The sequence below is a fragment of the Microbacterium sp. MEC084 genome (assembly GCF_004514465.2).
In the GTDB taxonomy this organism is placed as follows: Bacteria; Actinomycetota; Actinomycetes; order Actinomycetales; family Microbacteriaceae; genus Microbacterium.
Genome location: NZ_MYFP02000001.1, coordinates 163377 through 177133 on the forward strand (window position 1 = coordinate 163377; position 13757 = coordinate 177133).

A 13757-nucleotide genomic window follows, 5' to 3' on the forward strand; every position below is an offset into this window, starting at 1 on the left:
CCCCCTTCGGAGTGTGCATGACTGACAACCGCCTCGGCCTCGCCGGCAAGTTCCGCTACCTCGCGGAGCGCGCCCGCCGCATCGACCTCAAGTCGGTCGCGGAGCGCGCCAAGGAGGTGCACGAGCAGCACGGCACCTGGACGCCGAAGGTGTTCGCCGACATGCTCTGGTCCGCCGCGCGACACGACGTCGCGTTCCAGGACTACGTCGACTACGACTTCGCGATGCTCACGAAGCAGGAGCGCGCGACCTACATGACGCACCCGGTCTCGATGCAGCTCGCGGCACGCTTCGCACGCCGCGACAAGCGGGTGCTGTTCGAGAACAAGATCGAGTTCAACAAGGTCTTCGCCGATTTCCTCAAGCGCGACTGGATGATCGTCGAGCCCGGCGGCGCCGACGCCGTGCGCGAGTTCGCTCAGAAGCACGGCACGATCATCGCGAAGGTGCCGGTCAGCCACATGGGCCTGGGCGTGCGCCGCTATCACGCGGCGGACGTGTCCGACTGGGACGCGTTCCACCGCGGTCTCATCGAGCGCGACGAGGTGCTCCTGGAGCAGGTCATCGAGCAGCACGCCGACCTCGCGGCCGTGTGCCCCGGCACCGTGAACACGACGCGCGTGACGGCGTTCTTCGACGGCACGGATGTGCACATCCTCGCGATCGCGCAGAAGTTCGGTCGAGGCGCCGTGAGCGACCAGATGTCGTACGGCGGCTTCTACACGATGCTGCACGACGACGGCCGGGCGTTCGGGCACGGCTACGACTCGCACGGCCACGTGCACGAGAAGCACCCCGACACGGGCTTCCCGATCGCCGATTTCCGCCTGCCGATGATGGACGAGGTGCGCGCGTTCATCGACCAGGTCGCCCGCGTGGTGCCCGAGGTGCAGTACGTGGGCTGGGACGTCGTGGTCTCCCCCGACGGCCCGGTCCTCGTCGAGGGCAACTGGGGCGCCGGCGTGTACGAGAACAAGCCCAGCGTCACGGGCATCCGCACCGGTCACAAGCCCCGCTACCGCAAGGCCATCGGGTTTTGACGCGGGCAGGATTCGGCCCGTTTCGACTCCGGCTCCTTCGTCGCCTCCGCTCAACGACCGGTCGTTGAGCGGAGCGCAGCGGAGACGAAACGGCCCACTCCCATACGAACAAGGCCCCTCCGCGAGGAGGGGCCTTGTTCGTGTCAGGCGGGTCAGGCGGGCCGGACGATGCCGAGCGGCGTGGACTGGTGGCCCTGACCCAGCGGGTTGTCGCCGAGGATGCGCACGAGGCGCTTCTCGCCGGCCTTGTCCAGGGTCGACCCCAGGATGTTCCCGCCGATGTCGTTGATGTCGACCACCGCGACGTCCAGGTCGCCGCCCAGCAGCGCCTTGAGGTGCGCCGCGACCTCGCGCGGCCGCTCCGGCCCGAGCACGACGGCCTGGTTGTACGGCGGGATGGTGCCGCTCGTGGGTCCGTCGATCGCGCGCGCCCTGTCGCCGGCGATGCGGTAGAAGTCGCCCTTGCGGCCCAGCGCCTTGGTCACCGCCGCGACGGCGGCCGCGAACAGGATGCGCGGGGTGCCGCACTCCCGCAGCGCCATCTCCATCGTCTCGGGCATGCCGAGGCCGATCCCGTAAGGCGTCTTGACGACGTACCGCGAGAGGAACCGTGCGAGCGGACGGACCTTGATATCCGTCAGCAGGTACGAGCGCCCCTGCGTGATCGCCACGATCTTCTCCGTCACGAACAGCAGGTCGCCCGGCTGCACCGCGTCCTTGGCGTAGGTGGTGATGATCTCGTCGAGGTCGTCCTCGGGCATGACCACGCGCGTGCGCAGCGGGATTCGCTGCACGCGGTCGCCGTCGATCTCGACCTCGAGGGCCTTGCCCTCGTTCGCGGCGCTCACTCGAGGTAGTCCCGGAGCGACTGCGAGCGGCTGGGGTGACGCAGCTTCGCCATGGTCTTCGACTCGATCTGGCGGATGCGCTCGCGCGTCACGCCGAACGTGTCGCCGATCTGGTCCAGCGTCTTCGGCTGGCCGTCGCCGAGGCCGAAGCGCATGCGGATGACGCCCGCCTCGCGCTCCGACAGCGAGTCGAGCAGGCTCTCGAGCTGGCGCTGCAGCATCGTGAAGCCCACCGCGTCGGCCGGCACGACCGCCTCGGTGTCCTCGATCAGGTCGCCGAACTCGCTGTCGCCGTCCTCACCCAGGGGCGTGTGCAGCGAGATCGGCTCGCGGCCGTACTTCTGCACCTCGATGACCTTCTCGGGGGTCATGTCGAGCTCCTTCGAGAGCTCCTCGGGTGTGGGCTCGCGACCCAGGTCCTGCAGCATCTGGCGCTGCACGCGGGCGAGCTTGTTGATGACCTCGACCATGTGCACCGGGATGCGGATCGTGCGCGCCTGGTCGGCCATGGCGCGCGTGATCGCCTGCCGGATCCACCAGGTGGCGTACGTCGAGAACTTGAAGCCCTTGGTGTAGTCGAACTTCTCGACCGCGCGGATCAGACCGAGGTTGCCCTCCTGGATCAGGTCCAGGAACTGCATGCCGCGGCCCGTGTAGCGCTTGGCGAGCGAGACGACCAGACGGAGGTTCGCGCCCAGCAGGTGCGACTTGGCGCGCTGGCCGTCGCGGGCCACCCACTGCAGGTCCAGGCCCAGCTGGCTCGACTTCTCGGCCGCCGACATCTTGGAGAGCTTCTCCTCGGCGAACAGGCCCGCCTCGATGCGCATGGCGAGGTCGACCTCCTCCGCCGCGTTCAGCAGCGGGACCTTGCCGATCTGCTTCAGGTAGTCCTTGACCGGGTCGGCGGTCGCGCCGGTGATCTGCGTCGAGTAGACGGGGACCTCGTCCTCGTCGCTCGACGTGATGACGATCGCACCCGTGGGCAGCGGCTCGGTCACCACCTTCTTGGGCGCGTCGTCGTCGTCGGAGGTCTCGGCGGACTCGTCCTTACCGGCCTCGACGTCGGCGACGTCGTCGATCGCGACGTCCTCGATCTCGACGGCCTCGTCGTCCTCGGGCTCGTCCGACTTCTTCTTGGCGGCGGCCTTCTTGGGAGCGGCCTTCGCGGCGGTCTTGCGCGCCGGCGCCTTGCGGGCGGGCTTCTCGGCGGCCTCGCCCTCCGCCTTCGCGGCGGCGGTCTTGCGCGCCGACGTCTTCGCGGCGGGCTTCTTCGCGGCCGCGCTCTTCGGGGCGGCGGCCTCTGCGGCCTCGTCCACCTCGGCGGTGTCGTTGTTCTTCGCGGTGCTCCGCGGAGTCTTCGTGGCAGTAGTCACGTTTCGCCTTTCACCGGCGGCGCCGCGCGCCGCGCCCCCGGGTGTGTTCGGGCACTAGTAAGACCCTTGTCAAGTCCGGCGCCGTCTCACGCGCCCCCTCGACAACGGGTCGGACATCCATTGTCTCATAGGTCGAGCGGCGCGCCGGACGACGCGTGGTGCGTCACCGGATGAGAACGACGTCACGTCTTCCGGTATTCCCCGCGCGCGGCCGGCGCGTCAGCTGCCGCGCTTGTCCTCGTCGCCCGTCTGGCGGGTCGCCAGGTAGCGCTCCAGCTCGGCCGCGAGCTCGTCGGCGCTCGGGAGCTCGCCCTCGCGGAAGCCGCCGACTCCGGTCGGCACCCCGCCGCCCGAGAGGCCCGCGGCGTAGGCGTCATAGCGCTCCTCGAGCCCCTGGACCATGCGGCCCAGCTCGTCGTTCCCGGCGATCTGCTCCTCGACCTTGCCCAGGTACTCGCGGTTCTCGGCGTACAGGTCGTCCATCGTGAACACGAGCCCGGTCGCCGCCATGACCTTGTCGAGCGCGGCGATCGTGCTGGCGGGGTAGTCGGTCTCGGCGAGGTAGTGCGGCACGAGCAGGACGAAGCCCGCCGTGTCGAAGCCCGCCTCGACGAACCGGTACTCGAGCAGGTGGCCCACCGTGGCGGGCACCTGCGTGCGCGGGTGCCAGATGGAGTGCGCCTCGATCAGGTCGGCGCGGTTGCCGCTCACGGTGACGCCCAGCGTGCGCGTGTGCGGGACAGGCATCGCGATCGCATGGACCCAGGTCATGGAGCGGACCGAGAACAGGTCGGCGAAGTCCAGCGCGGCCTCCGCGAACGCGTCCCACGCGAAGTCCGGCTCGTACCCGGACAGCAGCAGGAACGGCTGCCCCAGCGCGTCGTGCACCAGCGAGAGCTCCAGCCGCGGCGGCCGGTAGTCGCTCAGGTGGTCCTGCTCGAAGGTGACGATGGGACGACGCGCGCGGTAGTCCAGCAGGGTGTCGTTCGAGAACACGACGACGGGCCGTGGATCCAGCTCGTCGCGGGCGAAGTCGATCAGCCCTGCGACCGCTCCCCCGGCGTCCGTGAAGCCGGTCATCAGGATGACCAGCGGCAGGCCGTCCGGCACCACTGGGGCGTTCGCGACCCGCTCGTAGATATCACCAGTCGAGGGCATGCATCCATGCTACGAGCCGCGACGGACCCCGGGTCCGGTTCCGCTGAGCGCGTACGCGGCGCGCGCGAGCCCGCTCCGCCCGCGCGGACGGCGCGTACCTAGGATGGACGACATGCCGATTCCCGCTCTCGCGCTGACCACCGATCCGTTCCCCGCTGGCGGCGCCGAGGCCGCGATCCTGGCGATCCCCTCGTTCGGTGAGGGCGACGAGCCCGCCGCGGGCTTCCCGGGGCTGCGCACGGCGCTCGAGGCGATCGGGTTCACCGGCGCGAAGAACGCGTTCGCGCGGGTCTACGCGCCCGACGTGTCGCCGCGCCCGCTCGCGGTGGTCGGGCTGGGCGCCGAGCCGGACGCGAACGCCGTGCGCGAGGCCGTCGGCGCCGGGGCACGGCAGCTCACGGGCTTCGACACCGTCGCGGTGTCGGTGCTCGCCGACGTCGACGGCGCGTGGCGCGCCGCGGCCGAGGGCGCCGCGCTCGGCGCGTACCGGTTCGAGGGGTACAAGAGCGAGAGCGCCGAGAAGTCCGCGCGCAGGCGCCGCGCTTCCTCCTTCCTGATCCACGTGCCCGGCCCCGTGGACGACGCCGCGCTCGCGGCCGTGCGCGCCGGCGCCGAGGCCGTCGCGCTCGTGAAGGACCTCGTCTCGACGCCCGCGGACCGGCAGAGCCCCGCACAGCTCGCCGAGGCCGCCGTCACGGCGGTCGAGGGGCTGGGCGTCGACGTCACGGTCTACGACGAGCAGGCGCTGGCCGAGGGCGGCTTCGGCGGCATCCTGGGCGTCGGCCAGGGCTCGGAGCGGCCGCCCCGCCTGGTGCGCCTCGAGTGGGCCCCCGAGGACGCCGAGCGCCACATCGCGCTCGTCGGCAAGGGCATCACGTTCGACACCGGAGGCCTCTCGCTGAAGCCGGCGGCATCGATGGTCGGCATGAACGAGGACATGACCGGCGCCGCCGAGGTGCTGGCGGTCATCCGGGCGGCCGCGCAGCTGCGCCTGCCCGTGCGCGTCACGGCGTGGATGTGCATCGCCGACAACATGCCGTCCGGTCGTGCGACGCGCCCCGGCGACGTCCTCACCATGCTCGACGGGACCACGGTCGAGGTCACGAACACCGACGCCGAGGGCCGGCTGGTGCTCGCCGACGGCCTGGTCGCGGCGAGCCGCGAGCATCCCGACGTGATCGTCGACGTCGCGACCCTGACCGGGGCCATCCTGGTGGCGCTGGGCACGCGCCACACCGGCGTGATGGGCCACGGCGACGCGGTCGACGCGTTCCTGCGCTCTGCCGACCGCACGGGCGAGCTCGCCTGGCCCCTCCCTCTGCCGGAGCACATCGCCGAGCAGCTCGACTCGCGCATCGCCGACATGCGCAACGCCGACATGGGCAACCGCAACGGCGGCTCGCTGTTCGCCGGCCTGTTCCTGCAGCGCTTCATCGGCCGCACCGGCGAGGGCGACGACGCCCCGCGCATCCCGTGGGTGCACCTGGACATCGCGGGGTCCGCGATGAGCTCGACCGCCGCCTACGGGTTCACGGACAAGGGCCCCACGGGCGCCACGGTGCGCGCGCTGATCGACTTCGTCGCGGCCGGCGGGGAGGTCCAGTGATGGCGCACGAGTTCGACGTCGTCGTCCTGGGCGGCGGCAGCGGCGGATACGCCGCGGCCCTGCGCGCCGCGGAGCTCGGCAAGCGCGTCGCGCTGATCGAGAAGGACCGTCTCGGCGGCACCTGCCTGCACCGCGGCTGCATCCCCACCAAGGCGCTCCTGCATGCCGCGGAGATCGCCGACTCGGTGCGCGAGGCCTCGGCGTACGGCATCACCGCCTCGCTGGGCGGCGTCGACGCCGCGGGCCTGCGCGCCTACCGCGAGGGCATCGTCGCGAAGAAGTTCAAGGGGCTCGAGGGCCTGGTCTCCCGTCGCGGCATCACGGTCGTGGCCGGCGAGGGCCGGCTCGAGCCCGGCCGCGCCGTCCGCGTCGGCGAGGACGTCTACACGGCCGCGGACATCGTGCTCGCGACCGGCTCCTACAGCCGCACGCTCCCCGGCCTGGAGCCCGGCGGCCGGATCCTGACCAGCGAGACCGCGCTCGCCCTCGACGAGGTGCCGTCGCGCGTCGTGATCCTGGGCGGCGGCGTGATCGGCGTGGAGTTCGCGAGCGTGTGGCGCTCGTTCGGCGCCGAGGTGACGATCGTCGAGGCGCTCGAGCACCTCGTGCCGAACGAGGACGTGGCCCTCAGCAAGGGCCTCGAGCGCGCCTACCGCAAGCGCGGCATCCAGGCGCGGCTCGGGGTGCGGTTCGCGTCCGCGACGCAGGACGCGTCGTCCGTAACGGTGACGCTCGAGGACGGGACGGCTCTGGAGGCCGACTACCTGCTCGTGGCCGTGGGGCGCGGGCCGGCGACCGCCGGTCTGGGCCTCGAGGAGGCCGGCGTCGCGCTGGACCGCGGCTTCGTCGTGGTGGACGAGCGCCTGCGCACGGGCGCGGAGGGCGTCTGGGCCGTCGGCGACATCGTGCCGGGCCTGCAGCTGGCGCACCGCGGCTTCCAGCAGGGCGTCTTCGTGGCCGAGGCGATCGCGGGCCTGGATCCCGTGCCCGTGCCGGAGACGCAGATCCCCAAGGTGACGTACTCGCACCCCGAGGTCGCCTCCGTCGGCCTCACCGAGGCGCAGGCCGTGGACGCGCACGGCGCGGCCGGCGTGACCTCGTACGAGTACAACCTCGCGGGCAACGGCAAGAGCGAGATCATCGGCACGGGCGGCCTCGTCAAGGTCGTGCGCCGCGTCGACGGCCCCGTGCTGGGCGTCCACCTGATCGGCGACCGCGTGGGCGAGCTGATCACCGAGGGCCAGCTCGCCGTCGCGTGGGAGGCCCACCCCGAGGACATCGCCCCGCTGATCCACGCCCATCCGACGCAGAGCGAGGCGCTGGGCGAGGCGTTCCTGGCGCTCGCCGGAAAGCCGCTCCACACCATCTGAGCGGCCCCGCCGCCCGCCGCGATCTGGTCGCCGCGCCCGCCCGCGGCGACCAGATCGCCACACCGACTCACTAAGCTGTTCACGTCATCGAAATCCTGAAGGAGACTCCGACATGAGTACTTCCGTGGTCCTCCCCGAGCTCGGCGAGAGCGTCACCGAGGGAACGGTCACCCGCTGGCTGAAGAAGGTCGGCGACACGATCGCCGTCGACGAGGCCCTGCTGGAGATCTCGACCGACAAGGTCGACACCGAGATCCCGTCCCCCGTCGCCGGCGTGATCGAGGAGATCCTCGTTCAGGAAGACGAGACCGTCGAGGTCGGCGCCGTCCTGGCCAAGATCGGCGACGGCTCGGGTGCCGCGCCCGCCGGCGACGCGCCGGCGCAGGAGGCCCCGGCCGCCGAGGCCGCGCCGGCCGAGGCGCCCGCCGCCGAGCAGGCCGCGCCCGCGGCCGAGCCCGCTCCGGCCCCCGCCGCCGAGGCCGCGCCCGCGGCCCCCGCCGGCGACGCCACCGACATCGTGCTCCCGGAGCTCGGCGAGAGCGTCACCGAGGGCACCGTCACGCGCTGGCTGAAGAAGGTCGGCGACGAGATCGCCGTCGACGAGGCGCTGCTGGAGATCTCGACCGACAAGGTCGACACCGAGATCCCGTCGCCGGTCGCCGGCGTCATCCAGGAGATCCTGGTCCAGGAGGACGAGACGGTCGAGGTCGGCTCCGTGCTGGCCCGCGTCGGCAGCGGCGCGCCCGCCGCCGCCCCGGCCCCCGCCGCCGCGCCCGCGGCTCCGGCCGAGCAGCCGGCCCCCGCTCAGGAGGCCCCGGCTCAGGAGGCCCCCGCTCAGGAGGCGCCCGCCCAGGCGGCCCCGGCGCCCGCCCAGCCCGCGGCGCCGACCGAGCCCGTCGCGGCCCCGGCCCCCAGCGCCGAGGCTCCGAAGGCCGAGCCCGCGGCGCCGACGTTCACCCCGCCCGCCGAGGGCGACGACAAGGTCTACGTCACGCCGCTCGTGCGCCGCCTGGCCGCGCAGAACGGCGTCGACCTCGCGACGGTCAGCGGCACCGGCGTCGGCGGTCGCATCCGCAAGGAGGACGTGCTCAAGGCCGCCGCGGCCGGTGCGGCGCCCGCCGCCGGCGCGCCCGCCGCCACCAAGCTCCCCGTGTCGGAACTGCGCGGCACCACGCAGCCGATGACGCGCCTGCGCAAGGTGCTCGCGTCGCGTGCGGTCGAGTCGATGACCTCGACCGCCCAGCTGACCACCGTGGTCGAGGTGGACGTCACGAAGCTGGCCGCGTTCCGCGACCAGGTGAAGGGCGACTTCCAGGCCAAGACCGGCGCCAAGCTGTCGTTCCTGCCGTTCTTCGCCCTGGCCGCCGCGGAGGCGCTGCAGGCGTACCCGATCATCAACTCGACGCTCGACGGCGAGAACATCGTCTACCCGCCGACCGAGAACCTCTCGATCGCGGTCGACACCGAGAAGGGCCTGTACACGCCGGTCCTGCGCGACGCGGCGTCGAAGAACCTCGCCGAGATCGCGGCCGGCATCGCCGACCTCGCTGAGCGCACGCGCAACAGCAAGCTGAAGCCGGACGACCTCGCGGGCGGCACGTTCACGCTGACGAACACGGGCTCGCGCGGCGCGCTGTTCGACACGCCGGTCGTGTTCCTGCCCCAGTCGGCCATCCTCGGCACGGGCATCGTCTTCAAGCGCCCCGGCGTCGTGAAGGTCGACGGCGTCGAGGCGATCGGCATCCGCTCGTACGTCTACCTCGCGCTGTCGTACGACCACCGCACGATCGACGGCGCCGACGCGGCCCGTTACCTGTCGGCCGTCAAGGCGCGCCTGGAGGAGGCGGCCTTCGCCGCCGATCTCGGCATCTGACGCAGACGTCCCCGAGGGGCTCGGCCGCATCCGCGGCCGGGCCCCTCGTCGTTCGGGGCGGCGCCCGTCCTCACCCGGCCGCCATGGGGGTCGCCGTGCGGAGCAGCCAGCGCCCGTCGAGCCGGACGAGCTGCAGCAGCAAGGACCCGCGCTCCCCCGCCGGGTCGTCCGCGCGCAGCACGGCGACGTCGCCGTAGTCGTCGAGCAGTGCGAGCTGCGTCGCACCGGCAGCGGTCTCGAGCGCCTCCGGCGGCAGCGGCTCGGCCCCGGCATCGCGGATGCCCGCGCACAGCGGGTCGCCGTGCGCGACGCATTCGGCCAGCTCGTCGAGCAGCCGCTCGGCGGCCGCGGCGGGATCCTCAGGAGCGGGCGCCCCCGCGACAGGCTCCTCCGAGGACGCCGGCGACGCATCCGGCGAGGGCCCCGGCGCCGCCGCCGGCGATCGCTCCGACGCGCCGCGCGCCGCGGCGGGCTCCGGCTCGGCGGGCCAGAGCAGGCCGCCGCCGAGCACGAGCGCCGCGACGACGCCGCCGGCCAGCAGCGGTGCGCGCCGCCCGCCCGCGAGGCGGGAGCGGAGTGCGGCACGGGTGCGGTCGAGCGCATCCCCCACCGCGTCGGCGATCCCGGCGTCGCCGAAGCGCTCGATGAGCCCCGGGATCCCGGATCCCGCGGGGCGGAGCTCGACAGCCGTCCGAGGCGCCGCCACGCGCGGACCGCCCGCCCTCTCCTCGGCGCGCTCGATCGCGCGCGGGGCGCACGCCTCGAACAGGGCGTCCTCGAGCTGCGGCAGCGCCCTCGCGAGCGCCCTGGGCCGCTGCAGAGCGGACCGCCCCTCCTCCAGGAGCCGGACCAGGACCCGGTCCCGCGTGTGCTCGGCCGCCTGGGCGATCACGGCGTCGGCGGCCGAGGCCACCGGCTCGGCGTCGTCGGATCCGGGCGCGAACAGCGGCCGGCCCCCGTCGTCGATCCACCACGTGCCGCGCGGGCCCTCGGACTCGGGCGCCTGGTCGGCCCAGGCCTCCCGCACGCCCCGCAGCAGGCTGACGACCAGGGTCACGAGCTCACCCCCGGCCAGCGGCGCGCCACCCGCCGCGCGCGCCGCGAGCAGCCGCGCCAGGGGCTCCCGGCACCAGGGCAGCTCGAGGTCGTGCCCGTCCCCGCGCCGGACGACGTCGCACGGCGCGAGCAGGTGCTGCGGCGGGTCGGGCCGCACGCAGAAGACGCGGTCCCGCGCCTCGACCGCGTCCGCGAGCACGACCCGTCGATCGCCCGCGGCGGCCAGCACCCCCGCGACGGGCGAGAGGGGCGGCTCGACGCGGCGGATCGGCCGGTACGCGTCGGTCAGCGCGGGCGCCCGCGATCCGACGGGGGTCGTGCCCGAGGACGCGGGCGGCTGCTCGAGAGGCGCGATCGGCGGGCGGGTCATGGCCTCATCCTGCGCCCGCCCCGCATTCCCTTCGCCCCGCCGGCCACGCCGGGAGGCAACGCGCCCGGATCGACGGCCTGTGGACGAGTCGCGCGCCGCCCTCACGGTCGGCGCACCGCATCCCACTGGGTACTCTTGACGTATGGCAGCACGCACCCCCGAGGCCGAGAAGCGGCCCGGATTCTTCCGACAGATCAGGTCCCTGTTCACCTTCACGCGCGAGGTGTACCCCTGGCTCGGGTGGCTGCTGCTCGGCATCCTCGTCGCGGGCGTCCTCGTCGGCGTCCTGATCGGCGTCCTGCTCCAGCCGACGTGGTGGGGCATCCTGCTGTGGGCCATCGCCGGCCTGATGCTCGGCGCGCTCGCGGCCATGACGACCATGACGCGCATCTCCACGCGCGCGATGTACCGCAAGATCGACGGCATGCCCGGCGCGACCGGCCACGTGCTCTCCACGATGCTCGGCCGCAGCTGGCGCTCGAGCGAGATGCCCGTCGGGGTCAACCCCAAGACGCAGGAGGCCGTGTACCGCGCGGTCGGCCGCGGCGGCGTCGTGATCGTCGGCGAGGGCTCGCGCGGCCGCCTCGCGCGCCTGATGCGCGACGAGCGGATGAAGGTCAGCCGCGTCGCCACCGGCGTGCCGGTGCACGAGCTCTACGTCGGCCACGGCGAGGGCGACGTCCCGATCGCGGACCTCGCCAAGACCATCAAGGCGCTCCCCAAGGCCATCGACCGCGCCACCATGGGCGCCGTCGTCCAGCGCATCGAGTCGGTCTCGCAGTCGCTCGCCTCGCTGCCGATCCCCAAGGGCATCGACCCGACCAAGGCCCGCGCGCCCCGACCGCGCTGACGCCTCCGAGCGAAGAGCCCCCGCCGCCGGCGGGGGCTCTTTCCGTCCCGGAGGTCCGGATCAGGCGCGGACGAGCACCGTGCCGGCGGCCCGGTCGTGCAGCCCGCGCTGATCGCCGTCCCAGATCACGGCGGGGATGACGAGGACCAGCAGCAGCGTCCGGACGATCGGGCGCCAGACGCCGGGCCACCCGCTGCCCTGGAGCTGCAGCCGCATGCCGGCGAGGCGGTGGCCGGGGCTGCCGCCGATCGTCGGGATGAACAGGATCTGGACGACCGCGAACACGAGCATCGTCGCGATCGCGTCGTACTGGAAGAAGGCGATCGAGATCACCACCGCGGCGAGCCAGTCGATCGCGAGGCCCGCGAGCCGGCGCGGCACCCGGGCGACCGAGCCCGACCCCTCTCTCGGCAGCCCGAGGCGCTGCCCGGGATAGGTCTCGTCGGCGGTGGAGGACGTCATCCGTCCAGCCTACGTGCCGCGGAACGACGCGGATCACGGGGCCCGCGTAACATGCCGGAAACATGAGGGACACCCTCGGGCAATGCCGGGCCTATAGGTTCAGGCCGTCACCTGTGTTCCAGGCGATCCCACCCGAAGTCCCACCAATCTGGAGCCGCAATGTTCAACGACTCATCCGAGGTGCTGAAGTTCATCAAGGACGAGGATGTCAAGTTCCTCGACATCCGCTTCACCGACCTTCCCGGCGTGCAGCAGCACTTCAACATCCCGGCGTCCACCGTCGATGAGGACTTCTTCACGATCGGCCAGCTGTTCGACGGCTCCTCGATCCGAGGCTTCGCGAACATCAACGAGTCGGACATGCAGCTGATCCCCGACGTGACCACCGCGTACGTCGACCCCTTCCGCGAGGCCAAGACCCTCGTGATGGTGTTCGACATCTACAACCCGCGCAACGGCGAGATCTACTCGAAGGACCCGCGTCAGGTCGCCAAGAAGGCCGAGAAGTACCTCGCCTCGACCGGCATCGCCGACACCGCGTTCTTCGCGCCCGAGGCCGAGTTCTTCATCTTCGACGACGTGCGCTACGAGGTCTCGCAGGGCAAGAGCTTCTACTCGGTGGACTCCGAGGAGGCCGCGTGGAACACCGGCCGCGAGGAGGAGGGTGGCAACCTCGCCAACAAGACCCCCTACAAGGGCGGCTACTTCCCGGTCTCGCCGGTCGACAAGCAGGCGGACATCCGCGATGACATCGTGCTGAAGCTGATCGAGGTCGGCCTCGAGGTCGAGCGCTCGCACCACGAGGTGGGCACCGCCGGCCAGGCCGAGATCAACTACAAGTTCGACACGATGGTCCACGCCGCGGACGACATCCTGAAGTTCAAGTACATCGTCAAGAACACGGCCGAGCAGTGGGGCAAGACCGCCACGTTCATGCCGAAGCCGCTCTTCGGCGACAACGGCTCGGGCATGCACACCCACCAGTCGCTCTGGTCGGACGGCAAGCCGCTGTTCTACGACGAGAAGGGCTACGCGCAGCTCTCGGACATCGCCCGCTGGTACATCGGCGGCATTCTGAAGCACGCCCCCGCCGTCCTCGCGTTCACGAACCCCACGCTGAACTCGTACCACCGCCTGGTCAAGGGCTTCGAGGCGCCGGTCAACCTGGTCTACTCGGCGGGCAACCGCTCGGCGGCCATCCGCATCCCGATCACGGGCTCGAACCCGAAGGCCAAGCGCATCGAGTTCCGTGCGCCGGACTCGTCGGGCAACCCGTACCTCGCGTTCGCGGCGCAGCTGATGGCCGGCATCGACGGCATCAAGAACCGCATCGAGCCGCACGAGCCGGTCGACAAGGACCTGTACGAGCTGCCGGCCGAGGAGGCGAAGAGCATCCCCCAGGTGCCGAACTCGCTTCTCGACTCGCTCGAGGCCCTCAGCAACGACCGCGAGTTCCTCACCGCAGGCGGCGTCTTCACCGACGAGCTGATCGACACGTGGATCGAGTACAAGTACGAGAACGAGATCCTGCCGATGCAGCAGCGTCCGCACCCGTTCGAGTTCGAGCTGTACTACAGCGTCTGATTCCGAGGGGTCTCGGGGACCGCACTCCCGGTTTCCGAGGCCAGCAATTTACTGAGCCCCAGGCGGAAGGTGCCGTCTGGGGCTCAGTCTATCTCTGGTCGTTTACGGACGGCTACGGGGAATAGACGGACAGGTTCTCGGACGGTGCGGATGACGGCTTCCGCTCA

Annotated in this window: 11 protein-coding genes; 6 read left to right on the forward strand and 5 right to left on the reverse strand. The window is 72.0% G+C overall.

From position 1 onward, the window contains the following. Positions 1 to 17: 17 nt before the first annotated feature. Positions 18 to 1040, forward strand: a complete 1023-nt coding sequence (locus tag B5M43_RS00805; protein ID WP_055989256.1) for a sugar-transfer associated ATP-grasp domain-containing protein — start codon at positions 18 to 20, stop codon at positions 1038 to 1040. A 152-nt stretch (positions 1041 to 1192) separates the two neighbouring features. Here the strand turns inward: B5M43_RS00805 and B5M43_RS00810 are convergent, their stop codons facing one another. The 3 genes from B5M43_RS00810 to B5M43_RS00820 form a co-directional block, all read right to left on the reverse strand. Further along, the gene (locus tag B5M43_RS00810; RefSeq protein ID WP_134746614.1) at positions 1193 to 1888 is read right to left on the reverse strand and encodes a coenzyme F420-0:L-glutamate ligase; all 696 of its coding nucleotides are present in this window, start codon (positions 1886 to 1888) and stop codon (positions 1193 to 1195) included. Next, positions 1885 to 3261, reverse strand: a complete 1377-nt coding sequence (locus B5M43_RS00815) for an RNA polymerase sigma factor (RefSeq protein WP_134746612.1) — start codon at positions 3259 to 3261, stop codon at positions 1885 to 1887. The genes B5M43_RS00810 and B5M43_RS00815 overlap by 4 nt, the downstream gene beginning before the upstream one ends. A gap of 219 nt (positions 3262 to 3480) precedes the next feature. Beyond that, positions 3481 to 4419, reverse strand: coding sequence for a proteasome assembly chaperone family protein (locus tag B5M43_RS00820; protein ID WP_134746610.1), 939 nt, complete (start codon positions 4417 to 4419; stop codon positions 3481 to 3483). 112 nt (positions 4420 to 4531) lie between these two features. On the opposite strand from B5M43_RS00820, the gene B5M43_RS00825 reads away from it, so the two are divergent. The 3 genes from B5M43_RS00825 to sucB all read left to right on the forward strand — a co-directional run bounded on the left by B5M43_RS00825 (position 4532) and on the right by sucB (position 9268). After that, the gene (locus tag B5M43_RS00825) at positions 4532 to 6025 is read left to right on the forward strand and encodes a leucyl aminopeptidase (RefSeq protein WP_134746608.1); all 1494 of its coding nucleotides are present in this window, start codon (positions 4532 to 4534) and stop codon (positions 6023 to 6025) included. Then, on the forward strand, positions 6022 to 7395 hold the full coding sequence (gene lpdA, locus B5M43_RS00830; RefSeq protein WP_134746606.1) for a dihydrolipoyl dehydrogenase: 1374 nt from the start codon (positions 6022 to 6024) through the stop codon (positions 7393 to 7395). Before B5M43_RS00825 ends, lpdA begins: the two co-directional genes overlap by 4 nt. A gap of 112 nt (positions 7396 to 7507) precedes the next feature. Beyond that, the gene (gene sucB / locus B5M43_RS00835; protein ID WP_230667480.1) at positions 7508 to 9268 is read left to right on the forward strand and encodes a 2-oxoglutarate dehydrogenase, E2 component, dihydrolipoamide succinyltransferase; all 1761 of its coding nucleotides are present in this window, start codon (positions 7508 to 7510) and stop codon (positions 9266 to 9268) included. 70 nt (positions 9269 to 9338) lie between these two features. Here the strand turns inward: sucB and B5M43_RS00840 are convergent, their stop codons facing one another. Then, the gene (locus B5M43_RS00840; RefSeq protein ID WP_134744926.1) at positions 9339 to 10694 is read right to left on the reverse strand and encodes a hypothetical protein; all 1356 of its coding nucleotides are present in this window, start codon (positions 10692 to 10694) and stop codon (positions 9339 to 9341) included. A gap of 142 nt (positions 10695 to 10836) precedes the next feature. Here B5M43_RS00840 and B5M43_RS00845 point away from each other — a divergent pair, with 142 nt between their 5' ends. Next, entirely contained in the window at positions 10837 to 11544 is a 708-nt protein-coding gene (locus tag B5M43_RS00845; protein WP_055989279.1) for a DUF4191 family protein, read from the forward strand. A 60-nt stretch (positions 11545 to 11604) separates the two neighbouring features. Here B5M43_RS00845 and B5M43_RS00850 read toward each other — a convergent pair whose 3' ends face one another. Beyond that, on the reverse strand, positions 11605 to 12006 hold the full coding sequence (locus B5M43_RS00850; RefSeq protein ID WP_134744927.1) for an RDD family protein: 402 nt from the start codon (positions 12004 to 12006) through the stop codon (positions 11605 to 11607). Positions 12007 to 12165: 159 nt separating this feature from the next. Here B5M43_RS00850 and glnA point away from each other — a divergent pair, with 159 nt between their 5' ends. Further along, positions 12166 to 13590 carry a type I glutamate--ammonia ligase gene (glnA, locus tag B5M43_RS00855; protein WP_134744928.1) on the forward strand — a complete coding sequence of 475 codons (1425 nt, stop codon included), beginning with the start codon at positions 12166 to 12168 and terminating at the stop codon, positions 13588 to 13590. Positions 13591 to 13757 lie beyond the last annotated feature (167 nt).